Annotated in this window: 29 protein-coding genes; 11 read left to right on the plus strand and 18 right to left on the minus strand. The window is 31.6% G+C overall.

Annotation, left to right across the window (positions count from 1 at the left end; all coding sequences use genetic code 11):
* Positions 1–3: 3 nt before the first annotated feature.
* The 10 genes from era to FJR47_RS06445 all read left to right on the plus strand — a co-directional run bounded on the left by era (position 4) and on the right by FJR47_RS06445 (position 10735).
* A complete protein-coding gene (era, locus tag FJR47_RS06400) occupies positions 4–882 on the plus strand; it encodes a GTPase Era (RefSeq protein ID WP_152299620.1) in 879 nt (292 codons plus the stop codon).
* A gap of 460 nt (positions 883–1342) precedes the next feature.
* A complete protein-coding gene (locus tag FJR47_RS06405) occupies positions 1343–2896 on the plus strand; it encodes a hypothetical protein (RefSeq protein WP_152299621.1) in 1554 nt (517 codons plus the stop codon).
* Complete coding sequence (locus FJR47_RS06410; RefSeq protein ID WP_152299622.1) at positions 2893–3531, plus strand: type 4a pilus biogenesis protein PilO; 639 nt, start codon at positions 2893–2895, stop codon at positions 3529–3531. The genes FJR47_RS06405 and FJR47_RS06410 overlap by 4 nt, the downstream gene beginning before the upstream one ends.
* The gene (locus FJR47_RS06415; RefSeq protein ID WP_152299623.1) at positions 3531–3992 is read left to right on the plus strand and encodes a hypothetical protein; all 462 of its coding nucleotides are present in this window, start codon (positions 3531–3533) and stop codon (positions 3990–3992) included. Before FJR47_RS06410 ends, FJR47_RS06415 begins: the two co-directional genes overlap by 1 nt.
* A gap of 9 nt (positions 3993–4001) precedes the next feature.
* A complete protein-coding gene (locus FJR47_RS06420; RefSeq protein WP_152299624.1) occupies positions 4002–5528 on the plus strand; it encodes a pilus (MSHA type) biogenesis protein MshL in 1527 nt (508 codons plus the stop codon).
* Complete coding sequence (locus tag FJR47_RS06425; RefSeq protein ID WP_152299625.1) at positions 5525–6340, plus strand: ATP-binding protein; 816 nt, start codon at positions 5525–5527, stop codon at positions 6338–6340. The genes FJR47_RS06420 and FJR47_RS06425 overlap by 4 nt, the downstream gene beginning before the upstream one ends.
* Complete coding sequence (locus FJR47_RS06430; protein WP_152299626.1) at positions 6333–7199, plus strand: CDC27 family protein; 867 nt, start codon at positions 6333–6335, stop codon at positions 7197–7199. The genes FJR47_RS06425 and FJR47_RS06430 overlap by 8 nt, the downstream gene beginning before the upstream one ends.
* Positions 7196–7741: a hypothetical protein gene (locus FJR47_RS06435; RefSeq protein ID WP_152299627.1), complete on the plus strand. Its 546-nt coding sequence runs from the start codon at positions 7196–7198 to the stop codon at positions 7739–7741. The genes FJR47_RS06430 and FJR47_RS06435 overlap by 4 nt, the downstream gene beginning before the upstream one ends.
* A gap of 13 nt (positions 7742–7754) precedes the next feature.
* The gene (locus FJR47_RS06440) at positions 7755–9488 is read left to right on the plus strand and encodes a GspE/PulE family protein (protein ID WP_152299628.1); all 1734 of its coding nucleotides are present in this window, start codon (positions 7755–7757) and stop codon (positions 9486–9488) included.
* On the plus strand, positions 9488–10735 hold the full coding sequence (locus tag FJR47_RS06445; protein ID WP_152299629.1) for a type II secretion system F family protein: 1248 nt from the start codon (positions 9488–9490) through the stop codon (positions 10733–10735). The genes FJR47_RS06440 and FJR47_RS06445 overlap by 1 nt, the downstream gene beginning before the upstream one ends.
* A gap of 99 nt (positions 10736–10834) precedes the next feature.
* Here the strand turns inward: FJR47_RS06445 and FJR47_RS06450 are convergent, their stop codons facing one another.
* Positions 10835–11545, minus strand: a complete 711-nt coding sequence (locus FJR47_RS06450; protein WP_152299630.1) for a YebC/PmpR family DNA-binding transcriptional regulator — start codon at positions 11543–11545, stop codon at positions 10835–10837.
* Between the two features lie 98 nt (positions 11546–11643).
* Here FJR47_RS06450 and FJR47_RS06455 point away from each other — a divergent pair, with 98 nt between their 5' ends.
* Positions 11644–12135 (plus strand): hypothetical protein, encoded by a 492-nt coding sequence (locus FJR47_RS06455; RefSeq protein ID WP_152299631.1) that lies wholly within the window; start codon positions 11644–11646, stop codon positions 12133–12135.
* Here FJR47_RS06455 and FJR47_RS06460 read toward each other — a convergent pair.
* From FJR47_RS06460 to FJR47_RS06540, 17 genes are all read right to left on the minus strand, one after another.
* Positions 12125–12883 carry a tRNA 2-thiocytidine biosynthesis TtcA family protein gene (locus FJR47_RS06460; protein WP_152299632.1) on the minus strand — a complete coding sequence of 253 codons (759 nt, stop codon included), beginning with the start codon at positions 12881–12883 and terminating at the stop codon, positions 12125–12127. The genes FJR47_RS06455 and FJR47_RS06460 overlap by 11 nt on opposite strands.
* A gap of 2 nt (positions 12884–12885) precedes the next feature.
* A complete protein-coding gene (locus tag FJR47_RS06465; protein WP_152299633.1) occupies positions 12886–13578 on the minus strand; it encodes a 5'-methylthioadenosine/adenosylhomocysteine nucleosidase in 693 nt (230 codons plus the stop codon).
* 11 nt (positions 13579–13589) lie between these two features.
* Positions 13590–14528, minus strand: a complete 939-nt coding sequence (gene fabD, locus FJR47_RS06470; protein ID WP_152299634.1) for an ACP S-malonyltransferase — start codon at positions 14526–14528, stop codon at positions 13590–13592.
* A 10-nt stretch (positions 14529–14538) separates the two neighbouring features.
* Complete coding sequence (locus FJR47_RS06475; protein WP_152299635.1) at positions 14539–15288, minus strand: helix-turn-helix domain-containing protein; 750 nt, start codon at positions 15286–15288, stop codon at positions 14539–14541.
* Positions 15278–15790 carry an FKBP-type peptidyl-prolyl cis-trans isomerase gene (locus tag FJR47_RS06480; RefSeq protein WP_152299636.1) on the minus strand — a complete coding sequence of 171 codons (513 nt, stop codon included), beginning with the start codon at positions 15788–15790 and terminating at the stop codon, positions 15278–15280. The genes FJR47_RS06475 and FJR47_RS06480 overlap by 11 nt, the downstream gene beginning before the upstream one ends.
* 69 nt (positions 15791–15859) lie before the next feature.
* Entirely contained in the window at positions 15860–16801 is a 942-nt protein-coding gene (locus FJR47_RS06485) for a tetratricopeptide repeat protein (protein WP_152299637.1), read from the minus strand.
* A 3-nt stretch (positions 16802–16804) separates the two neighbouring features.
* On the minus strand, positions 16805–17380 hold the full coding sequence (locus tag FJR47_RS06490; RefSeq protein WP_152299638.1) for an OmpA family protein: 576 nt from the start codon (positions 17378–17380) through the stop codon (positions 16805–16807).
* A gap of 72 nt (positions 17381–17452) precedes the next feature.
* Positions 17453–18703, minus strand: a complete 1251-nt coding sequence (tolB, locus tag FJR47_RS06495) for a Tol-Pal system protein TolB (RefSeq protein WP_241855383.1) — start codon at positions 18701–18703, stop codon at positions 17453–17455.
* A gap of 2 nt (positions 18704–18705) precedes the next feature.
* Complete coding sequence (locus FJR47_RS06500; protein ID WP_152299639.1) at positions 18706–19470, minus strand: TonB C-terminal domain-containing protein; 765 nt, start codon at positions 19468–19470, stop codon at positions 18706–18708.
* Positions 19463–19855, minus strand: a complete 393-nt coding sequence (locus FJR47_RS06505; RefSeq protein ID WP_152299640.1) for an ExbD/TolR family protein — start codon at positions 19853–19855, stop codon at positions 19463–19465. The genes FJR47_RS06500 and FJR47_RS06505 overlap by 8 nt, the downstream gene beginning before the upstream one ends.
* A 4-nt stretch (positions 19856–19859) precedes the next feature.
* Complete coding sequence (locus FJR47_RS06510) at positions 19860–20426, minus strand: MotA/TolQ/ExbB proton channel family protein (RefSeq protein ID WP_152299641.1); 567 nt, start codon at positions 20424–20426, stop codon at positions 19860–19862.
* 3 nt (positions 20427–20429) lie between these two features.
* On the minus strand, positions 20430–20822 hold the full coding sequence (atpC, locus tag FJR47_RS06515) for an ATP synthase F1 subunit epsilon (RefSeq protein WP_152299642.1): 393 nt from the start codon (positions 20820–20822) through the stop codon (positions 20430–20432).
* Between the two features lie 16 nt (positions 20823–20838).
* Entirely contained in the window at positions 20839–22233 is a 1395-nt protein-coding gene (gene atpD / locus FJR47_RS06520; protein WP_152299643.1) for a F0F1 ATP synthase subunit beta, read from the minus strand.
* An 11-nt stretch (positions 22234–22244) separates the two neighbouring features.
* Complete coding sequence (gene atpG / locus FJR47_RS06525) at positions 22245–23132, minus strand: ATP synthase F1 subunit gamma (protein WP_152299644.1); 888 nt, start codon at positions 23130–23132, stop codon at positions 22245–22247.
* Positions 23133–23142: 10 nt separating this feature from the next.
* Entirely contained in the window at positions 23143–24660 is a 1518-nt protein-coding gene (gene atpA, locus FJR47_RS06530) for a F0F1 ATP synthase subunit alpha (protein ID WP_152299645.1), read from the minus strand.
* Positions 24661–24681: 21 nt separating this feature from the next.
* Positions 24682–25215: a F0F1 ATP synthase subunit delta gene (locus tag FJR47_RS06535; protein WP_152299646.1), complete on the minus strand. Its 534-nt coding sequence runs from the start codon at positions 25213–25215 to the stop codon at positions 24682–24684.
* On the minus strand, positions 25216–25731 hold the full coding sequence (locus tag FJR47_RS06540; protein ID WP_152299647.1) for a F0F1 ATP synthase subunit B: 516 nt from the start codon (positions 25729–25731) through the stop codon (positions 25216–25218).
* Between the last annotated feature and the right edge of the window lie 2 nt (positions 25732–25733).

Below are 25733 nucleotides of genomic sequence, written 5' to 3' on the forward strand. Positions count from 1 at the left end.
AATATGACAAAAGCAGGTTTCGTCTCCTTAATCGGTCGTCCAAATGCTGGAAAAAGCACACTTATGAATTCGCTACTGGGCGAAAACATTGCAATGGTTAGCCAAAAGGCAAATGCAACTAGAAAAAGATCAAATGCAATAGTAATGCATAAAGATACACAAATCATCTTTGTTGATACTCCAGGATTGCATGAGAGAGAGAAAATACTAAATCAGTTTATGCTTGATGAAGCACTTAAGGCTATGGGAGATTGTGACCTTATAGTCTATCTTGCCCCAGTTACTGACAGCATTGAAAATTATGAAAAATTTTTAAAACTAAATAATTCAAAAATCAAACATATTATAGTATTAAGTAAAATAGATCAGGTTTCACAAGAGAAACTTTTTAAAAAAATAGCGCAGTACAACCAGTTTTCAGATTATTTTGAAGCTCTTATTCCAATGGCAGTACCAAAAAAAATCGGTCATCAGGATCTGCTCGAAACTATCTCAAAACTTTTACCCAAATCCCCTTTTCTTTATGATCCTGAAGATTTGACAAGCGAATTGGTAAGAGATATATATGCCGGTTTTATAAGAGAGGGCATATTTCAAAATGTCAGTGATGAGATACCGTATGAGTCTGATGTTATAATTGACAAAATTTATGAAGATAAAAATATAGACAAAATTATTGCTACTATCATTATAGAAAAAGAGTCTCAAAAAGGGATTATAATTGGTAAAGGCGGCGAATCAATCAAGAGAATCGGAAAATATTCCAGAGAAAAAATAGAAGCTCTAAGTGGAAAAAAAGTCTATCTTGATCTGCAGGTTGTTGTAAAAAAAGGCTGGACAAAAGATAAATCATTTTTAAAAGAGATTGGTTATATCTCATAAAATAGTTATTACAAAAAAAAAGTAAAATTTATTTTCCTATATTACGATAAAAAATAGCAGAAAACATATAGTTAAATGAACAAAAACAACAATATTTATTTAAAATTTTAAATAAAAAAAAATTTTTAAGCTTTCTTCAGATAAAATCAAAGAGTAAAGTAATTAAGTTCTCTGATTTATGAAGAGTATTGATAGTAAAGTTAAAGTTTTATTACATAAAGCAGCAACTCTTAAACTACAATATTTAAAAAAAGAGTAAAATATTTACAAAATATTCGAGGTTATTGTAAAAAGAATTAAAGCTTTTTTAAATAAACTTCAAATACTATTGTAAACAATGATGTAACATTGCCAAAGAAAATGATTATCATGTAGATTAATTAAATTTACAAGATTTAGTTTTATAAAAATAATAAATTTTGCACTTTAGTTAAAATTTATTTTAAACAGGATCATGAAAATGAGTAAAAAAGAAAAACACTCTTTCTCCAGCGTACTTTCTATTAACCCTTACAAGGGTACATATGTAAGTTCAATTTCAAATTTTTTAAATAAAATCGCATCGCCAACATACAATAAAGAGCAGTATGTTGTCTCATATCTAAACACAAAAAGTTTTATCAATAGTCATATTTCTGTAAGTAAAAATATTCCAGATGATGATTTATATGATGCTATTTATAATAAAGCATACGATGAGCTTGGTCTTGATCAAGCTATTATGTATCAAATAGAATATATTGAAACTTTTAACAATTTAGATGAAGAAAACAGAAACTTTCATGTATTTATAATAGATCCGGCTGTAATAGATGATGTATTTAAAAATGTAGTTGAAAAAGTAAAATATATAGACTATATTATACCGTCTCCTCTTCTATTAAAATCTCTTTATTCTAAAGAGATTATAGAAAGCAGCGGTGTCCACTGCTTTATATATTTTCAAGAAAACGACACTTTTATTACTATATATAATGAGAAAAATTTTATATATACTAAATCTATAAATTACTCATTTTTACAAATGCACGAAAGATTTTGTGAATTGCATGGGGAGATGATTGAGTATGAAGACTTTATCAATTTTCTTAAAAATGAAGATCTTAAAACTACTGAAAGTGTCTATAAAACAGATGTAATTAGGCTATATAAAGAGATATTTACAAATATCAATGACATTTTAACATATGTAAAAAGAGCTTTAGATATAAATAAAATAGATTGTATCTACATAGATTCGCAACTTGCATCTGTAACTAAACTAGATGAGATATCAGAAGTTGAACTTAGTATTAAAAGTAATAATTTTAATTTTGACTATGGATTTGAGAAGAGTGAAAATAATATTGATCATCTTCATTCTCTTATGCATCTTTATACTACTCTTTCTGAAAAAGAGAGATATGAGTGTAATTTCACTACATATCATCGTCCTCCAAAATTCATAAAGAGAGAAAGCGGTCGTGCTATTTTACTTAGTGCTGCTGCTCTTGTGCTTGCTTTTTTGTATCCTGCAACATACTGGACACTTACATATGCGCAATCACTCCAGTACAAACTTCTTGAAGAGGAGTATAAAAATGTTCACAACATTAAAGTTACAAGAGAAGCTACTATAAAAAGCAGAGAAGCTGAAAAAGAAAAAGTTTCAAAATTACTAGCTCAGGAAGAACAAGAATATATTGAGAAGAAAAACACACTTATAAAAATTCACGATGTTAAAGTAAATTATCCTATGAAAGCTGGTTTGATATATACATTTACAAAAGATTTAAATAGATACGATGTTAGATTGGAATCTGCTTTTTATACAGAATCAAATAAGTATAATAAAGATGATGAAACAAAAGAGTTGAAGCTTAGACTAGTCTCTTCTAATGATAAAAAGATAACTGACCTAATTAAATATTTAACAAAAATTTATGAAGGTAAATTCTATTTTTGGATAGATGAAATATCATATGAAGAAAAAACAAAATTATATTTTGGTGAATTAAAGGTGAATTTATTATGAGTTTTAAATTAATGATAGAAAATACCTTACAAAGAATTGATAATTTTTTTAAGGAAAAATCTCAAAAAGATGTTTATATGATATATATTATCATAGTTGCTATTTTGTTTTTTTTGGCTTACCCGTTTTATGATTCATCAGTTAATGAATTTAATAGCGCGAAAAAAAAAGTTGAAGATATTACAAAAAAAATAGATTCTGACAAAATTTATTTGAAAATAAACACAGAAGAAAAAGTCGCTAAACTTGTTCAAGAAATTAAAAATCTTGAAAATGAATTGTTGGTTCAAAAAGACAACAATAAATATATAAAAGAGAAGATAGAAACTATATATTCACTTATCTATGATGAAATTGCATGGGGTGAGTATCTTAATTCTATATCTGTAAATGCAAAAGAGCACAATGTAAAAATAATTAACTTTGAAGAGAGTTATCCAAAAAACGAAACATCAACTTTTGGTCATGTTTTGGATGTTGAACTCAAAGTTAAGGGAAATTACTTGAATACAGTTAAGTTTATCAATTCACTTGAAAAAAGTGAATTAGTTGTTGATGTTCATGATTTAAGCATTAAAGCACAGAATGAGCTGAGTACAGATTTAAATATTTCAATTTGGGGGATTACTTACTAATGAAAACATTATTAATAATATTACTTACAGTTTTTTTAAGCAGCCTCCTTTATGCTACAGAACTAGAGTGGGTAGATGAACAAATAGAAGCAATCAAACCTCCAAGAAAAGGAGTTACAGTTGTGAAAGTAAAAGATCCTTTTATATTTTTAGACAAAAGCAAACCTGAAGTAAAAAAAGGAGCTAAAACTTCTTCAGTAGCTCGAAGAACAGTTTCGTCTTCAAAAGCTGTTGCTGTAGCTACTTCGGAAAAAAGCATTAAAAAAGACACTTTTGTCTTGAGTGCTATTGTCAATTCATCTGCTATGATTGACGGTAACTGGTATAAAAAGAATGAGAATATCAGCAATTATACAATTACTGATATTGACAAAACTTCGGTAACTTTAAAAAAAGGTGATAAGGAAATTATCTTATCAACAATTAGCAGAAATTCAAATTTAAAATTCAAAAATAAGTAGGGCAGATTTATGAAACTTATAAAAACAACAATGTACTCGACTCTTTTAACACTTTTGTTATCAGTTAATACTTTAGCTGATTGTTCTTATGAACTCTTTAGCATTAGTTCCACAAAAAACACTAAGATAATAGATTTTATAGAACAGCTTAGTGATGAGTGTGAATTTAGCATTATTGTCACTGATCCGACTGCTCAAGAGTTTTTAAATACTAATTTAAATAAAACAAATCTAAACAACCTAACGATTAATGAAGTTTTAGAACTTATATTGAAAGAGAATAATCTTACATATACTCTTGAGAATAATATTTTAAAAATTTCATATCTTGAAACTAAAATGTTTAGCATAGACTATATTCTTTCACAAAGAAAAAGTGAATCTAAAACAGATATAACTCTCTCATCAGAAGGTGCTGGCGTTTCTTCTGGAACTACAACTACAACAGCAAACGCAGAAGTAGGTGGAGGCAGTGCAGGTAAATCAGGTATGAAAATAGATAGTTCAGATGAAGTGATGTTTTGGCATCAACTAGATTTAGAATTTCAAAAAATTCTTAACAGACCACAAGATATCTATAAAGCTGAAGCTCCTATTATAAATAAAAATGCCGGTATTGTTACAGTTACTGCAACAACTAAACAGATGCAAAGATTTGAAAAATACCTTAAAAATCTTCAAGACAAAGTACAGCTTCAAGTCTTAATAGATGTTCAGCTACTGTCTGTAACTTTAAATGAAGGAAAAACAACAGGTGTTGACTGGAGCCAGCTATATGCTCTTCAAGATATTGATGTAAGCTTTGGAACAGGTACTGGTACAGGCAATACGCAGGATAGTTTTATTACACTCAACAGCTCAAGCGGAATAAAATTAAATGAAGTTATTAAATTTCTTAAAACTCAAGGTGAAGTGAACTCTATATCTAACCCAAAAGTTTTAACTCTTAATAATCAAGCAGCTCTAATAACAGCCGGAACTGAATATTTTTATAAAATTATAAGTACTGAAATATTGGCAGGCGGAACAACCGGAACTCAAAGTGAAAGTGAAGATGTTTTATCAGTTTTTGCCGGAGTTTTACTAGATATTACTCCAGAAATTTCTGATAACAATATGATAACACTAAAAATAAACCCTTCTCTATCTGAAACAGCTTCAGATATATCTAGTATCCCGGGAGAAGACAGAACAATGCCGCCGGATCTTACTCGCCGTCAGCTCTCCTCTGTTGTAACTGTAAAAGATGGTAATCGTATTATTTTAGGTGGTCTTATCAATACAAATGTTGAAAACAATGTAAACAAAGTTCCTTTACTCGGAGATATTCCTCTTTTAAACTATCTGTTTAAATATGAGGATAAACAAAAAACTGTTCATGAGCTTATCATTGTTATAGAACCGCATATTATTCGTAAAGAAGAGAATGATTTATCTTTATCAGACTTAGGTTATCAAGGCCTGTCAGAGAAAATCTTACTTAATGCAGAAGATGCAATTACCGCTACTACTGATAGTGCAAAAGAAGAAAATTGAAAACAAGTATCTATAAAAACGCAAGGGATGTTTTTTTAGATACTGTTGATGCTAAAGATTACATCCAGCTTGAAAGAATCTCTATGATTTACCAGGCATTAAAGGACTCAATAGCTAAACCTCTAAAAATGGTGCTTTTATATGGAAGACCTGGTACTGGAAAAAGTATGTTTCTCTCAAGGCTTCACCAAGACCTTGTCTCTGAACAAAAAGTTTATCTATATAAAACACCTATTTTAGATGAAAGTGAATTTTTTAAAACACTTGCTCAGGATTTATATGACATTAAATATGATGGTGAATTGAATTTTACACAATTTATGAAAGTTGTTGAAAATAGAGAAGTTGGAGCAGAAATTATGCCAATCATAATGCTAGATGAAGCTCAACTATACTCAACTTTTATGATGGAAAAGATAAGACTGCTCTCTGACACAAGAAAAGTAAAATTTGTTATTGCTCTTCATAAAACAGAAAAAGAGGATTTAATTGCAAAAGAGCATTTTCAAACTAGAATTTGGGAAAGTATCAAGCTTGAAAATGCTTCACCCTCAGAATTGAAAATTTACATTCAAAAAAAACTTATGAAAGTAAATTGCCTGGATGTTGCAAGTATGTTTAATCAAAAATCAGTTAATTTGATTCATAAATTAACAAATGGAAATTATAGAGACACAAATAAACTAGTATATACATTATTTGATATATACATGCATTATGAAAATAATAATTATAAAAAAATAAAAGGAAATGAGATTTCGAAAAAAATTATAGAGATGTCTGCTATTCATACAGGACTTATTAATGCTTAATATTGATGATTTAGAAATCAGACATAAAAAATATAAACAAAAAAAAATCATTCCTTACTTTACAATAACTGCGAGTATAATTATTGTTAGCTCTTCTATCGCTTTTTTTACTTTATACAATTTTAATTCTAATATAGAGAAAAAAAATATTATAAAATCAACTGTTGATAAAAAAGAAAATATAATATTACAAAATACAAAAGCAGAACCTGCCAAAAAAGAGGAAAAAATAATAGAACAAGAAAAAATGGCGGAACCTGCTAAGATAGAAGAAGAGATCATAGCGCAAGAGCCAAAACTTATTAAAGAAGAAAGCTTGCAAAAACAAGAAAAGGTTATGCTCTCTCCATCATTAAAATTTATAGACAATATAAAAGCAGAAAAAGAAACATATTCTAAAAATATAAGCAATAATATTGATACAAAAAAAGAGATAAAAAAAGTTAGTGAAGAGAAAAAAACGGCACTCCCTGTAGAAGAGCCTGCAGTGGAAGAAGTTAAAGAATCTTTGCAAAATGTTAATCAAAAAAGTTCTATTTCTATAACAAGAAATGATGATGAAAAAGATATTCAAGATGTTATAAAAAGGTTTAATATAAATCACAATCCTGCCCTAAGCCTTTTTGTTGCAAAAAAGTATTATCAATTAGGAGACTATGAACAAGCGTATAACTATGCTTTGGCAACAAATGAATTAAATAACAATATTGAAGCAAGCTGGATAATTTTTTCAAAATCATTAGTAAAACTAGATAAAAAAGATATGGCAATAGATACACTCAGAAAATACATAAACTACTCTAATTCATCACAAGCAAAGCAGCTTCTAGATGAAATCTTATCAGGAAAATTTAAATGAAAATACTACTGTTAATACTATTTATAACAATAAATTTATATGGAAATATAAAACAAAAAATGTTAAGTCAATATCAAGATAAAGAGTATAAAGAGGCGTGCAATCTTGGTTTTAATCATTTTAGCGAATATTCAAGAGATGAAGAGTATATCTCTTTATATGCTTTTTCATGTTTAAATGCTGATTATATAGATCGCCTGTCTGTTCCTATAGCAAAATTAAAATATTCTCAAGAATCACGCTCTAATGCTGCCTATTTTTCTATTATTTTAATGCAAAAAAAGCTTCTCTATCATGCAATGTTGGATAATTATGATATATCATCTCTAAATTTACCCTCAACAGATCATGTTTTATCAAAAGTTTTTGATTTATATAGTAAACTTAAAAAAGATGAACTTAAAGATGTTTATATTTTTGAAGATGAAAATGACAATCAATTAAAATATAAGCTTTATCTTTTAAAAGATGATAAAATAGATAAAATGGTTATTGAAGAGTTTTATAACTCTATTAGCGTTAAAAAACATATTTATTGGTAGGGGAAGAGGCATTATGGATAGAATAACATCTGATCTATTAGCTAATGGCTCTATAATGAAGAGTCAAGTTGACAGACTGATCGCAAAAGGCTTAAATTCAAATTTAATTCTTAGAGATATTACCTTATCTGGATTTATGACAATGGATAGGCTTGTTCGTTTTATTGTCGATAAAATTCAAAGCGGTGAGTATCCTTTATCAATTATTGATAATTATGACTATATTCAAGAAAAAGATGTGTTAGCAAAACTTGCAGAAAAACAGAATCTTATGTTTCTTGATTTAGATTCAATAGATATGGATTATAGAATTATGGAGAAAGCATCACTTTCTCAATTAAAAAAATACAATGCTCTTCCAATATCAGAAGATGATTTAAGCATTACAATAGCTTTTTGCGATCCTCTTGATATTGAAGCTCAAGAAGCTGTACAGAGACTTTTTCCAAATAAACCAATTAAAACAGTAGTTGCAACTAAAAAACAGATTCAATCATACCTTACTAAGGTAGAATTAAAAGATAGTGTAAAAGGCTTAGTGAAAAAAATCAAAGATGAATTAAATTCTATAAGTTCTCTAGATCAAAAACAAGAAGCTTCTTCCATTTTACTTTTAATTGATGTGATTCTAAAAGCTTGCATTAAAAATCGAGCGAGTGATGTACATATTGAGCCGACAGAAAAAAATTGTGTTGTTCGTACCCGTATCGATGGTAAATTGATAGAAATTTTTATATTTGAAAAAGATATATATCCTCCGCTTGCTTCAAGATTAAAACTTCTCTCAAACCTTGATATAGCAGAAAAAAGAAAACCTCAAGATGGTCGTTTTTCTACAACAATTGGATCAAAAGAGTATGATTTTCGTGTATCTACTCTTCCCATAATTTACGGCGAATCTATTGTTATGAGAATTCTTGACAAACAAAAGGCGCTTGTAAAATTAGAAGATGCCGGCATGGACAGTGCGAGTTATCAAAAATTTACAAAAGCACTTAAAAGTCCTTATGGTATCATATTGGTAACCGGTCCTACAGGCAGCGGTAAAACGACAACACTATATGGAGCGCTAAATGAACTTAGAAATGTTGAAGACAAGCTTATTACGGTTGAAGATCCTGTAGAGTATAAGATGAATCTTATTCAACAGGTACAGGTAAACCCTAAAATAGGTCTTACTTTTGCAGCAGCTCTTAGATCTATACTAAGACAGGATCCGGATAAAATTATGATTGGTGAAATTCGTGATTCAGAAACACTTGAAATTGCCATTAAAGCTGCACTAACGGGCCACCTGGTAATTTCTACACTCCATACGAATGATTCCATTAGTGCTATAACTCGTATGGTAGATATGGGAGTTCCTTCTTACTTGATAAGCGGTTCGTTAGTTGCAATACAGGCTCAAAGACTTGTTAGAAAAATATGCCCGCATTGTAAAATAGAGGAAAAAGTTCCAGCAAATACTTTAGAGGAGTTACACCAATTTATACCTGAAAATAGTAAATTTTATACTGGAGCAGGTTGCAAAGAGTGCAATGGAACTGGATATTTGGGAAGAGAGATGATTTGTGAAGTTTTAACTGTTAATGAAAAAATGACATCTCTTATTGCTAAGAATGCCTCAATTGAGACTTTACATGCCCAAGCAGTAGAAGATGGATTTGTTGGGCTATTTGAAAATGGAATCGATAAAGCTCTTGAAGGTATTACAAGTTTAGAAGAAATTTTAAGGGTGGCAAAATAATGAAATACTTTGTAGCAACTATCCTCACTAAGGGTAAAAAAGAACAAATAGGAATGTATGCCGAGAACAGAAAACATGCTAGTGAGCTTACAAAATTAAAATATCCAGGAATTATTCTTAAAATTTCTGAAGAAGAAGAGCCGCTAGAGAAGCAATTTGAAAGATTTAAAACAAACTTGTTAAGCAATGTAAAAAAGCGAAAAATAAAGCCCGATGCATTAATAGCTTCTATTAGACAATTGGCTGTTATGACAAATGCAGGGATTTCAATTTATGATTCTCTTAATGAAATTGCAAAGTCTACACAAGATAAAAATTTAAAATTGGTTTTTAATAAATTGGCAGAAGATATAAATTCTGGTTATTCCTTGTCAAAATCTATGAAAAATTTCCAATTTGAGCTAGGAAATTTAACTATCGCCATGGTTCAACTTGGTGAAAAAACAGGTAACCTTGATGATTCGTTGTATTCGCTTGCTAATATGCTTGAAGAAATTCGTGCAAATTATATCAAATTTAAAAAAGCAATGGCATATCCAAGAAATGTTATGATTGCAATGGCAATTGCTTTTACAATTCTAATATCTTATGTTGTTCCTCAATTTAAAGTTATTTTTGAAGAGTTGCATGCTCAATTACCACTGCCTACGCTGATTTTACTAGAGCTTGAAAATATTTTCAACAATTATGGGCTTTATGTATTGGCTGCTTTAATTATAGGTCTTATTATTTTTAAATATCTAATAAACAACTATGAAGATATTAGGTATAACTGGCATAAACTTTTGTTAAAAACATATCTCATTAAGGATATTATTATTTATGCTACACTTAGCCGATTTACACTTGTTTTCTCAGAGTTAGTCCGTGCCGGTATTCCCATTGCAGAAGCTCTAGATACTTCTATATCAATGTTAGAAAATCTTCCTCTAAAAAAGAAACTTGCATCCGTCAGAATATCTGTTGAAAAAGGTACATCTCTGCATGAAGGTTTAGAAGAAACACAATTATTTGAAAATATGATTATTCAAATGATTAGTGCCGGTGAAGACAGTGGTACTTTAGACTCTATGGTAAGTAAAGTAGCTGAGTATTATAAAATGAAATTTGATGCTATTATTGATGGCCTTAATGAGGCGATAGAGCCAGTAATGCTGCTAATTCTCGCTGCTATGGTTCTTTTACTTGCTCTTGGTATATTTTTACCAATGTGGGATTTAGGAAATGCTGTTCAAGGAAGAGGATAAAGAGTAAATATAATTTTATATTTACTCTATCTTATCCACTATTCAATTTTTTATAATTTAATTTTTATATTGTTATAAAATTATTATTTGCAAATTTAATTATGCTATGTTTGTAAATATTTTTTGAACATCCTCATCATCTTCAAGTTTATCCAAAATTTTATCTATTTCAGCCTGCTCTTTTTCCGTAATTGTAATTGGTGAGTTTGGCATTCTTTCTAAATTTGCTTTTGTAATTTCAATACCCATATTTTCCAAAGCGCTATTTAATGCACCAAAGCTTGTATAATCTCCTGTAACTATAACAACACCGTCTTCTGCTTCTATCTCTTCTAATCCGGCATCAATTAACTCTAATTCCAACTCCTCCAAATCCATATCATCTTTTAAAGGAAATTCTATTAAAGCTTTTCTATCAAACATAAACTCCAAAGATCCTTTTGTAAGCATTTCACCACCATTTTTAGTAAGTATATTTTTAACATTTGCAACTGTTCTGGTATTATTATCAGTCATACACTCAATAAAAAGCTGTACCCCGTGTGGAAGTTTACCTTCAAAACTTACTTCCAACATACTTGCCGTATCTTTTGCCGTTGCTCTTTTAATTGCTGCCTCTATATTATCTTTTGGCATATTTTCAGCTTTGGCATTAAGAATTGCTGTACGAAGTCTAGGATTCATATCAGGATCTGTTCCGCCCTCTTTTGCAGCCAAGGTAATTATTTTTCCTAATTTCGGAAACAGTTTTGACATTGCTCCCCATCTTTTTAGTTTTGATGCTTTTCTATATTCAAAAGCTCTACCCATCAATTCTCCTTTATTATTTATAATATACTTTGTGTAATTACACTCATTTTAAAAATCAAAAATGTATAATAGCATATTAGACTATATGGGGTATTTAAATGCAGCTAGCTTTTAAGATTAAACACTATCTTTTCAATGCATTTCGTGAATTATTTGTTTATAATCATAGTTCTTTAGAGTTTCGTGCGAAACTTTTTGCATTAATTCTCTCTGCAAATGAAAATGCAAAAATAGACGACTATTCAATTATAAAAAAGATAGGTATGAAAATATATAAAAATGATGAAGAGAGAGCAGATCTTTTAGTGCTAAATACAAAAGAACTTATTGAAAAAGTAAAAGAAAACAATGGCTTAGATATAGACACACTTGTATTAAATATTCAAAAAGATCTAAAACTTATGCCAAGATATGCTAAAAAAATAGATATTGACTCGCTCAAAGAACTGCTTAATCTTTCACATGATGGAGATGTTATCTCTTATCAAGAAAATATGATAGAGTTTTTACAAACACTAAAAGTAGAAACACTACATGAGAAAAGAGTGCAGATTGCTAAAGATGAAGAGAATATAGAGTCTAAATATTAAACTTCTCTTTATCAAAAAAACTCTCAACTGATATATTTTTAAATGCTGCATTTAAACTGGTAAAAAATGAAGGGAAATCTTTTTCCATCTTTGCTAACATCTCTTTAGTATTTGCTCTAGCATATGGCATTTTTACATCAAAACGCATAGAAGGACATGCTTCATCGCCAATAGTAGGAATACTATTATCATCTGCAAATGCTCTTAATTGGCGCTCTCTCATCTGAATCAGCGGACGAATAACTATTAAGCCGTTATCTGCTTTATATTTTGGCGCAAGTGAGCGCAACTGCCCATTGTAAATAAAATTCATAAAAAAACTCTCTGCAGCATCATCCATATGATGACCAAGAGCTACTTTATTACATCCATGTACCTGTGCAGCACTATAAAGAGAACCTCTTCTCATACGAGAGAAAAAACTGCAAAAAGATGAATTTTTTCTAATCTTCTCTTCTGCTAAATTATAAATTTGCGTATCATGTATTGTGTGAGGAATTTCATATTCTTGGCAATGTGCAATAAGATTATCAAAATTTTCACCCATCCCGTAAGAGACAGTTACTGCAATAAATTCAAATTTGAATGGTGCTCGGCGCTGCTGTTCTTTTAGCGCATGTACCATAGTAAGCGAATCTTTGCCACCGCTTAATCCTACTAAAATCTTGTCACCCTCTTCTATAAGATTAAACTCTGCATTTGTTTTGCCAAGCTTACTCATTATTTTTTTAGAAATCTTTATAGACATAACTACTCTACTATCCTGTCTACCATTTTCATCACAAACTCAGCACTCTCTTTTGCACTCGTTTCTAAAAATGTATCAAAACTAAAGCTTGCATCCATATCTGCAGCATCACTGATTGAGCGAAGAATAAAAAACGGTATATTTAGAGCGTCACATACAACAGCAACGCTTCCTCCCTCCATCTCTAAAGCATCTGCGCCAAATGTTGTTCCTATCCAATTTTTTCTCTTTTCGTCGGCAACAAATTGATCTCCGGTTGCAATGATGCCCTCTTGTACGCTTTTACCCATGCTTGCAGCAACTTCTTTGCTTATCTCTATCATCTCTTTATCTGTCTCTACAAAAACGGCTCCCTCGGGAACATAGCCATATGGATGACCAAATGCCGTAATATCCAAATCATGTTGAGTAAGTTTTGTAGCAACAATTAAATCGCCAACTTTTAGGGTGGGAGATATTGCCCCAGCAACTCCTGAAAACAAAAGTTTTGTAGCTCTAAAATGCTCGATCATGGTTGTAGCAGTAAGTGTCGAGAAAACCTTCCCTATCTTAGAGTACGCTATCACAAGTCGAACACCTCTGTATGTTGCCTCATAATATCTATTTCCGGCATACTCTACTGTTTTGTACGAACCGACCTTTTCAAGTATTGGGGCAATCTCTTCAGGCATTGCTCCCATGATAGCAATTTTCATCTACTCTCCTCTTAATTACAAATTTCTTTAACTACTTTATCTAAAGTTTCCATATCAAAAACATTTAATGTTTCCAAATCTTTGGCTATTCTTTTATTGAGTCCTTTTAATGTTGAACCGTTGCCAAATTCTATTGCAATATCAACACTATCAGCAATTGCAAGAATAGAGTGTTTGTATTTCACAGGTTTTATAAGCTGCTCTTTAAGAAGTGAAACTGCATCTTTTTTTGTGGAGTATGGAGAAGTGGTAACATTTGAGATTACAGGAGCTTCGAAATTATCTTCAATCATGCCTTCCATTAAACTTGCAAGAGGTAATTGAGCAGAAGATAAAAGTTCACAGTGGCTTGCTACAGACATATTAAGAAGCAGTGCTCTTTTTGCACCTGCATTTTTAAATGTCTGTTCAAGTGATTGTAAATCAGCTTTCATACCTGCAACAACCAACTGTCCGTCTTGATTATAATTTGCCGGCCAAACCTTTTTACCTTGACTTAAAGCTTCTACACAAACTTTCTCAACACTTGCATCATCAAGTCCAACTATAGCCATCATTCCAGCTTCTATATCACTGCAAGCATCCTGCATTAGCTGCCCGCGTCTATGAACAAGTTCAACAGCATCAACATAATCGATTGCACCGCTTGCACAAAGAGCCGAAAATTCACCCAATGAATGTCCTAAAAACAGCTCAGCTTTTAAATCGGGGCATTTCTCCTTAAACAGACGATAAGCTATCATCTGCACTAAAAGAATTGCAGGCTGCGTATAAGCAGTTTGTCCTAGCATATCATTCTCTTCAAATAATAAATTTTCAAAGTTTACACCAATTCTTTCACCCGCTTTTTCAAACATCTCTTTTGCCATATCTGAATTCTCATAAAAATTCTTTCCCATTCCCAAAGATTGAGAACCTTGTCCTGCAAAAATCATTGCTATTTTTTTCATTTTATACCCTTTATAAATATTTTTGATTTTCAGCTATTTTTTTTCTAAGTGTGTTTCTGTTTAAACCTAGTTTTTCAGAAAGCTGCAACTGTGATTTAAATCTCTGTAATCCTGCTTTAATTATTGGAACTTCATACAGATGTAAAAAATTTTTATAATCATTATTAGAGCCTAACTTATCCGTTAGATAGTTTTGAATAATAGTCATCAATTCATTTTCATTTATATCTTGCAAAAGATAGCTTATCATTACCTGTCTTCTTAAAGAGTGTGAATTTTGACTCAAATCTGGTTTGAAATTTTTAATCTTAAACTCATCTTTTGCATAAAACAAAAGAGCTGCTTCTTTTATAAATGTTTTTACTAATATATCAACATCTTCAGGTCTCTCTGACAAAGATGGTATATTAAATTTTACACTAAAGTATTTATCGACATTTTCATTATGATATAAATTTTTTGCTGTTGCTACAACTTTTATATTTTGACTATCTAAAATTTCTAAAATTTTGTTTATATTTGGTGAATTTTCTAAATTTGTAATAATTATCTCTTTAACACTATTTAAAGCTATTAAGAGTTCATTATAGTTAGATGCTTCCAATATTGGAGCATCTGGAAGTATATAGCGAGCTAAAGTTTTTTTTCCAACACCTGATTCTCCAGTTATAAGAGAATTTACACTTAATGTTTTTAAAAGAGTGGCAGTTTTAAATGCTTGCGCTGAAGAAGCGGAAGCAGTTATATAACTAGCATCCACAACCAGCGCCAGCACCTGTGCCGCAACAGCTCTCTTGCTGATTTTCAGCTGGAATTCCACTCGCTATTTCTTCAGCAGATGCTTCTCTAATATTATTGATTGATACAGTAAAAGCCAAATCTTTGCCTGCTAGTGGGTGATTAAAATCAATAATGACACTTTCACTTCCTATCTCTTGAACAACAACTTGAATAGTTCCTCCATCTTCACCTTGACCATAAAGAGTCATACCAACTTCTAGATCTATTCCTGCGAATTGATCCTTTGGAACTTCTTGCTTAGCTTCAGCATTATGTTCACCATATGCATCCTCTGCTTTTACTAATACATCAGTTTTTTCACCTATTGACATATTTGCGATTGCATTTTCTAATCCCGGAATAATCTGACCTCTTCCAAACATAAATACTAACGGCTCAGCGCCAACATTACTATCTACAATTTTTTCTCCATCGCGGACTTCATATTCTATTGATACAACTTGATTTGTTTCTATTGCCATTATAGGTACCTTTTAATTTTTTGAGATTTTATCATAATATAATATCAATTACAAATTTATTGATATCTATCATTTAATTAAATTTAATTTATCTTCTGCTTTTTTTGCATATGTTGTTTCGGGATATTGTTGAATTACAGCATTATAAAAATTTTTTGCATTATTTTTATCACCTGTTTCATCCATAGAAATTGCTGTATGGAGCATTAAAAGAGGCATATAATCAGCTTTATCATAAAGAGAGGCACTTTTTTTAAAATATGCTATTGCTTCAGCATAATTTTTTTTATAATAATAGATCTCTCCTATCATATAGTGAGAGCGAGCAGGTTTATAATTGTTATCTATAAGATATTTATAATATTTTATAGATTCAGTATAATGTTTTTTGTCATAAAGGTCTTTTGCTTTTGTTTCAATTTCTCCATTTGACATACCATCATATAAAGATTTTTTTGGCTCTATTTGCTTTTTTAACTCTTTTGCAACAAGATCTTTAAATTTATTGACATCATTTACTAGCGCATTAAATTCAGATTTTGTAATATAGGACTCATTTATAGAATCAACAATTTTAGAAATTTCTGCAATTTGTAATTTTATTTTTTCTATCTCTTGTTTATTTATTATTATATTATCGCTATTTTCTTGAAAAAATTTTGTTACTCTTTGATCATACTCATTACTATTTTTTTTCTGAATCTCATTTTCATCAAATAATGATTTTATTTGAAGTCTGTTTTCATGTGTTGATGAATTTATACTTTCAATAATAGTCTGCAAGCCATCTATTCTCTCTCTTAGAGAATCAACTTCGTTTGCTTGATTATTACTTTTTATAACAACTTTATTAAGATCTTTTTTTGTTTCTAATAAAACTGATTCTGTTGAAGTCAAACCATAAGGGTTTGGATTATTTAAGTCGCCGGCGCCAAACGCAGAAGGTTCAGCACCGGTTAAATAGTAAGGAGAGATTATTGCCAGTAAAGCAATTAATTTAGTTCTGTTCATTAATTATGGTAAAAGTTTAAAGTCAACTCTACGATTTTTAGCCCAACACTCTTTTGTTTTGTCATTACAAACAGGATTGCTTTCACCAAAACTCACCATTGTAACGCGATTAGCATCAACACCTTCAGCAACTAAAGCTTTTTTAACTGAATTTGCTCTTTTTAAACCTAGTGCAAAATTATACTCGTCACTTCCCCACTCATCACAGTTACCTTCAAGTTTTACCAAAAATTTTTCAGCTTCTCCATTTGCGATAGCTACATCAGAAGAAACTCTATCTTGCATATCTTCACGAATGTTAAATTTATCAAAGTCAAAATATATACTCAACAGCTCATTTTCTAGATTCATCATAGCTTGAGCACTTAACGCATTTTTACTGCTCTCATCTAAAACTGAAGCCTCACTTGATGATACTGTTTCTGTTTCAACAGCAGAAACCTCTTGAGCAGAATCCCCTTGCATTTGTTCCTGAGAAACACTATCAACTGCCGACTCATCAACTTTAGGATCTTTGTCGCCACATCCACTTAATACTAAAAGTGCTGCTATTGCACTTGATACTATTATACTTTTCATGTTTTTCAACCTTCAATTTTAATTGTCATAATTGTAGCAAAATAAAATTAATATATTTTTATAATTTTACTATTACCAATCCATTGACTGTACTTTTCCATATTTTAAAGGAAAAAGATAGTTTTTATTATGATTTAATCTTATGATACCTATAGAACTTTGAGCCTTATAATTTTTTATAAAAATTATTGCATCACTGTCTACTGAAAATCTTGGAAATTCATTTACACCAACTGCCGTCAATCTTCGAATAAAATCAGTTTCCATAGATATTAGATGCAGATTAAATGTATTGTCTGCAAATGATTCTGAACTCTCCCTTGCTTTATACACTATATATTTTCCTGAAACACTGCATGCTGCATTACTTTTTCCATAATAGACCATTTGCTCAACACTGCTTGTATTAATATTTTTAGAAAAAATATTTGGATATCCTAAGCGATCTGATACAAACACTATGCTATTGTTGTCCATAAACTGACCGCCGACATCGATTCCACCATAAGTTGTAACTCTTTTTATATTTTCTGTTTTAACATCATACAAATAGATATCAGGCTGACCTTGTGGAGCCATTGTTAAAAGAAGCTTGCTGCCGTCATCATTAACATCCGAACAGATCATCATGCCATCAGATGATTTTATAACTCTGCTTTTCGCGCTTGTTATATCAACATATTTTAAAGTAGGTTTATTTTCATCCATAGAACTGTAATAAAATGCATTCTGCTCTTTATTTGCCCATTTTGGAAATATATTAAACCCGCCTTTTACTACTACATGCTGATATGCAAGTGTATAATCAGCAATGACTAATTCACTTTTTTTAGGTCCAACAATTCTTGAAAAAATAACTTTTCTTTTCATCCACTCTACCGGCGCTTCACCCATAAACTCATTTATATCATACGCAATTGTGTGAGAAACAAACATATATATATTAGAATTATTTACTTTATATTTTTTATTAAAAACAACATTATCCCCGCTTATCATTTTAAGCTCTACGCTTAATGCAAGATTATCATCTTCACTTAGCTTATATCTTAAAACATAATTCATGTCTTTATTTTCTACCAATACGCTGCTTGCATCATAATTAACTCTGCGGTGATATCTGTCTACATTAAATATAGAAAGAACATTTAAATCAGCTAAAAGTGATTTGAAAAATTTATTTTTAAAAGTTTCATCATAACTAACAGAAGAGTCTTCAATAGCCAAAGTAGGCAAAGAATCAGCTTTTTTAATAACCTCAATTGTTGCATCACTTGCATATGATATAGCAATTGCCATCAAAAATGAAATAAAAATTTTCAAAACTACTCCTTAGAAATTAATTTTACTTTGTGTAAGCTAGAACGACCGCTGGGATTTTCTGGAAAAAGCACATTAAGAAGTCTTTCTTTTATATTATCACACTCTCTATTGAGTGCTTCATTATCAGAATATGTTAAGATTCTAAAATCTATAACTTTACCCATAGAACTAAGTTCAATAACAGCAGTTACACTATTGCCCTGTGAATTTTCAGGCGGTTTAAAATATTGATATACTAAAGCTTGAATTTTAGCTAAATATTCATTAACTTCTGTAGCAGTAGAAGCTTTTGAATTTTCATTTTCTCTCTTTGTAGTATCCATGCTCATAATCTTTTGGGATATTGATTCAGCTCTATTGGAATCAGATTTTTTAATCTTTTTTTGAATCTCATCTAAAACTCTTTTGTCATTTGTAGGTTTTTTAATTTCTTGAGTTTTCTTGATATCCTTAGTCCACACTTGACTAAAAAGATCTTCAACATTTCTTACTTTTTTTTCTTCTACTTTTGTACTCTCTTTTGGAGCTTCATCTTTTACAACTATTTTTTTATCAATTTCTTTAGGAGACTCTACATTTTTTTTAATACTAGAAGTTTCAATCTTTGGCATATCTATTGATACTGAAATATAATTATCTTTTTTTATAGCAAAGCTATCATTTTTTTTTGACAGGATAATAGATATGACAAAAAGAGTTGAAAAAAATATAAATAAGAGCAGTGATATAAAACCACTAATATAAAAATAAAAATTGTTTTTATCCATTAGTAGCTAATGATACCTCGGTAAAACCTGCCTGTTTAACAGCAGCCAGAACAGACATAACGACACCGTAATCCAAACTTTTATCTGCACTGATAAGTACAGTTGCTTTTAAATCAAGTTTTTTTGAATAGAGAAAAAAATTATCTAAAAATGCATTAAGCTGGTAGTTGTCTTTATTGACTTTCAGATTTAAATCTTTATCTATTGTAATATGAACAGGTGGAATTTTAGATAGTGATTTAGTTTTTGAGCTTTGAGGAAGATTTATCTTCTCCTCATATATCATATTTGGTGCAATTACCATCATAATTGCTAAAAGAACCAACATTACATCTACAAGAGGAGTAATGTTCAGTTCAGGTTTTTCTTCCCAATTATAAGCCATTTTTTCACACTTTTTTAGCTATGATTGCATCACTTTGCATCTCGATAAAGCTAATAAGTTCAAATGATTTTCTCTTAAGTATTTGATGATAAGTATATGCAAAAATAGCAACAAATATACCTGCTGCAGTTGCGACAAGCGCATCAGAAACTCCCCCGGCTATCACGGACATGCCACCGCTGCTTTGTCCAATGTGTGTAAATGTATCTAAAATTGAAACAACAGTTCCAAAAAGACCTATAAAAGGAGTAGTAGAAGCAAATACGGAAAGTATAGATAAACCTTTTGTAGCATCTTTTGTCGCTGCTAGTTTAGCTAAATCTAAAATATTTTTTGTGATATTTGAATTAGTTTTTAAAAAATTACTTAAAAAAGATTGAGAATCAACACTGTTGGCTCCCATAAGAAGACCCTCAAGAGATCTATTTTCTATTTCAAACCAACTATTAAGAGAGAAGTATCGATAGAAAAAAACCCAATTTAGCACTATGAAATATAGTGCTAAAAGAGCTAAAACACCCAAAGTTACCGGGTGACTTTTAAGATAAAAATCTATTAATTCGTTAATCATTATTTATAATAAACTCTGAGCTGCTGATTCTATTCTGGCAGTAACAGAGGCAATGGCAGGATTATTGTCTTTAATAGATTCAATAAGTTCCTTAGCATCACCAAGAGCTTTTGCAACTGCACTTTCAGTCTCACCACGAATCGCTACAGCACCCTCAACTAATACAATAACTTTTTCTTCATCAACCTGAACTACGCCCCAGTTGATTAGAATTGATTCGACTGATTTATCCTCTTTCTCTATATCAATTACACCTGCTTCAAGCAGTGTAGTTAAACAAGAGTGTTGTGCTAGAACTCCAAACTCGCCCTCTTCACCCGGAAGAGTTACACTAAGGGCTTCACCATTATAGATTACACCGTTAGGAGTCAGGATTTCAAGTTTTAACTTATCCATGTCAGTCCTTTATGAATTACTTCATTTTTTCAGCTTTTTCAATCGCCTCATCTATACCACCAACCATGTAGAAAGAACCTTCTGGCATATGGTCACATTCACCATTAAGAATCATTTTAAATCCTTTAATAGTATCAGCTAAAGAAACATACTTACCTGGCGAACCTGTAAATACTTCAGCAACGAAAAATGGTTGTGATAAGAACTTCTCAATTTTACGAGCGCGTTCAACAACATTTTTATCCTCTTCACTAAGCTCATCCATACCAAGAATCGCGATAATATCTTGCAAATCTTTATATTTTTGAAGTGTTTGCTGCACACCGCGAGCTACACTGTAGTGTTCTTCGCCTAAAATCTGCGGATCAAGTAATCTTGAAGATGAATCCAATGGATCAACTGCAGGATAGATACCCTTTTCAGCAATTTTACGGTTAAGAACTGTTGTTGCATCCAAGTGAGCAAAAACAGAAGCCGGAGCCGGGTCAGTTAAGTCATCCGCAGGAACATAAACTGCTTGAACAGAAGTAATTGAGCCATTCTTTGTTGATGTAATACGATCTTGTAAAGCACCCATCTCACGAGCTAAAGTTGGCTGATAACCAACCGCTGAAGGGATACGACCAAGAAGTGCAGACATCTCTGAACCTGATTGTGCAAAACGGAAGATATTATCAACAAACATCAATACATCAAGACCTTTTTCATCTCTAAAGTACTCAGCCATTGTAAGACCTGTTAATGCAATACGATTTCTTGCTCCCGGAGGCTCACTCATTTGACCATAGCAGAGTGCAACTTTATCAAGTACATTTGAGTCTTTCATCTCATGGTAAAGGTCATTTCCTTCACGAGTTCTCTCACCAACACCTGCAAATACAGATAGACCTTCGTGACCCATTGCAACATTATGAATAAGCTCCATAATAATAACTGTTTTACCAACACCTGCACCACCGAACAGTCCAACTTTACCACCTTTTGAGTACGGTGCTAAAAGATCAACAACTTTAATACCAGTCTCAAACATCTCTGTAGTAGTTGATTGTTCAACTAATTTTGGAGGCTCACGGTGGATTGACCACATAGGAGAATCTGTAACTTGTTCACCATCATCAATAGTTTCACCAATTACATTGAAAATACGCCCAAGAACTTTTTCACCAACAGGAACTTTAATAGGAGCACCTGTAGCTTTTGCGTCCATACCACGAACTAAACCTTCACTCATATCCATTGCAATCGTTCTAACACGACCATCACCTAGGTGCGCTGCAACTTCAAGTACTAAACGAGTTACATTGCCCTCTAAATTAATATTAACTTCGATTGCTTCATTAATTATCGGAAGATATCCATCAAAATCAACATCAACAATCGGACCCATAACCTGGCTTATTTTACCAATCATATTTTTCTCCATTATTTCATAGACTCCACACCGCTTATAATTTCTATAAGCTCTGTAGTAATAGCTGCTTGTCTAGCTTTATTAAATTGAACATTTAATGACCTAACCATATCTTTTGCATTGTTTGTCGCCGTGTCCATAGCCTGCATTCTAGCACTATGTTCTGCAGCCACAGAATCAATCAATGAATAGTACATTGCATACTGCACATATCTATTTACCAAAGAATCTAACATCTTCTCTTCATCTTGAGATTCTATCTCAAGCATAGATTTTTCTGCTTCACCACACTCAAATTGAGTTGAATCAACTGGTAATAACTTATTTACATGCAACTCTTGAGTTATCATGTTTTTATAGCCGTTATACACAATATGTAAAGCATCAATCTTTCCATCTTTAAAATCTTCAATGGAAGAGATGATAAACTCATCCGAACGATCTTTGTCAGGATTTGAGCTAAGATTTGCAACTGCATCAAAAAGTTCAACTTCGTTATATTTAAAGAACTCAATGCCTTTTTTACCGATTCCGCGTAAACGCACTTTTACATTTTTTGCTTTATACTCTGTTAATAATTTTTTAACAGCTTTAATAGTTTGAATATTAAAACCACCACATAAACCTTTATCAGCAGTTACAAAAACAATGTCAACAGTTTTTGGATTTTCAATCTCTACAAAACATCGATTGTCAAGTCCACCAACTTTGTTACATTTTATACGCCCAGCAATTTCGGCAATTACCTGATTCATTTTTGCAGCATAAAGACGAGAACGCTTTGCAAGTTCTTCTGCACGACGAAGTTTTGCAGTCGATACAAGCTTCATAGCGCGAGTCGTCTTTTGAGTGTTAGAAACACTCTTAATCTGTCTTTGAATATCTTTCAAGTTTGCCATAAGTTTTTCCTTACGCTACTACGAAGCTAGCTTTGAACTCTTCAAGTGCTTTCAACATTAGTGCTTTAGTATCATCATCTACTTTAGAACTGCTTCTAATATTCTCAAATATTTGAGGATAAGATGCTTCAATGAATGGATACATCTCTGCTTCAAAACGAACAACATTAGATGAATCCATATCATCTAAAAAGCCTTCATTCCCTGCAAATATTATCATAACTTGCTTTTCAACAGAAAGCGGAGAAAATGGAGGCTGCTTTAAAACTTCCACCATTCTTTGTCCACGCTCTAATTGATTACGAGATGTCTCATCAAGATCAGATGCAAACTGTGCAAAAGCTTGAAGTTCACGATACTGAGCAAGATCAAGTCTTAATGTACCTGCAACTTGTTTAGTTGCTTTAATCTGAGCGGCACCACCAACACGAGAAACTGAAAGACCAACATTAATTGCCGGACGAATACCTGAGTTAAAAAGCTCAGTTTCAAGGAAAATTTGACCATCAGTAATAGAGATAACATTTGTCGGAATATATGCTGAAACATCGCCTGCTTGCGTTTCAATAATTGGAAGAGCAGTTAACGAACCTGCACCTCTTTCATCAGAAACTTTTGCAGCTCTCTCAAGAAGACGAGAGTGAATGTAAAAAACATCACCCGGATATGCTTCACGGCCCGGAGGACGACGAAGAATAAGTGACATTTCACGATAAGCAACTGCATGTTTACTTAAGTCATCATATACAATAAGACCATGTCTAGCGTTATCACGGAAATACTCGCCCATAGTAACACCGGTATATGGAGCTAAAAATTGAAGTGCTGCTGCTTCAGACGCCGTAGCAGAAACAACAATAGTATATTCCATTGCGCCATGCTCTTCCAAACGACGAATAATTTGTGCAACAGTCGACTCTTTTTGACCGACTGCAACATAGATACATACAACACCGTTACCCTTTTGGTTGATAATAGCATCAAGCGCAACTGTTGTTTTTCCAGTTTGTCTATCACCGATAATAAGCTCTCTTTGACCTCTACCGATTGGAACAAGTGCATCAATTGCTTTAATACCAGTTGCTAATGGCTCATGAACAGATTTTCTATCCATAATACCAGGAGCTTTTTCTTCAACAAAACGAGTTTCTGTTGTCTCAATAGGGCCTTTACCGTCGATTGGTTCACCAAGAGCATTTACAACACGCCCAAGAAGTGCATCACCAACAGGAACACGAAGAAGTTTGCCCAGTCTTTTAACAGTCATGCCCTCTTTCAATGTTGCTCCTGCACCAAGAATAACGATACCCACAGTGCTTTCCTCAAGGTTCATAACCAAACCTCTTGTTCCCTCTTCGAACTCTACCATCTCTCCAGCCATAACATTGCTAAGGCCATAAACCTGCGCAACACCATCAGCATAAGAAACGATTTTACCCGTCTCATTAATATCAACACTTAGTTCAAAGTTGTCAATACGCTCTTTTATTATTGAGCTGATTTCATCAGCTTGAATTTTTGCTACCACTACACATCTCCTCTCATGAAGTTAAATTGCTTTTGCAATATGTTCTATAATTTGACTATTAATTCTTGATTTAGAAAAACTTATCTCTATACCAAGATCTTCAACATCTACTTTTATACCATTAAAATTTTCTTTTACCAATTTCAACGATATATTAGAATCAAATTTACTGCCTAAACCGTTACCTAAATCTTCTATAACTTTTGAATCCATATCACTATCACTATATATAATTCCATTATAGTTTTTAGTTGTTATTGCTATATCTTTTCTCATCACTTCTGCTATTGCAGGAATAATGTTAATACGATTGTGTTCAACAAGTAGTTTAATTAAGTTTTCAACAATATTAGAATCAGCTGATTTTACGGCCAATAACAAAATATCAGCTTTTTGTTTTTTACTGATATCAGGATTGTTCATAACTTGATTAAACTTTTCATTATTAAAAGATTCAGCTAAAACAGAAAATATAGAAGCTATTTTTTGTATCGATTCAATATCAAGACCTTGCTTAATAGCTTTTATATATCTTTTTGCAATTAACTCTTCCATTTATGCCACCTTCTTTAAGATAACATTAGCCATAGCTTCTTTATCAAAACTATCATCACTTTGACTTAATACTTCTTTAAGTGTATTCTCAACAACATTTCTAACCATTTTTCTTTGCTCAAATTCAATTAGTATAGATTGTTGTTTAACAATTGTTTCAATATCTGCATCACATTGAGTAATAATACTATCATTAATAATTTTATTCTCTTTTTTAGAACTAACTATCAAATCTTGTGCAAATTTTTCAGCTGCTGATATTTTAGCAAGCGCCTCTTTTTTTAATAAATCAGTCTCTTTTAACTTTTCTTGTACTTTTTTCATTTCATCAGCAATAGACTGACTTCTTGAAGAAAAATAGTTTTTTACAGGTTCGGCAACAAGATACCAAATAAGCCCTGCAAATAGTAAAAAGTTAACTGTTCTTTGAACAATATCTGTTTCTGCATGTTCTGCACCACTAGATGCTAATGCAAAGGTTGATATCATTAGCATAAATACTAAAATTCTACTCACAT

This window comes from Sulfurimonas xiamenensis (genome assembly GCF_009258045.1).
Taxonomy (GTDB): domain Bacteria; phylum Campylobacterota; class Campylobacteria; order Campylobacterales; family Sulfurimonadaceae; genus Sulfurimonas; species Sulfurimonas xiamenensis.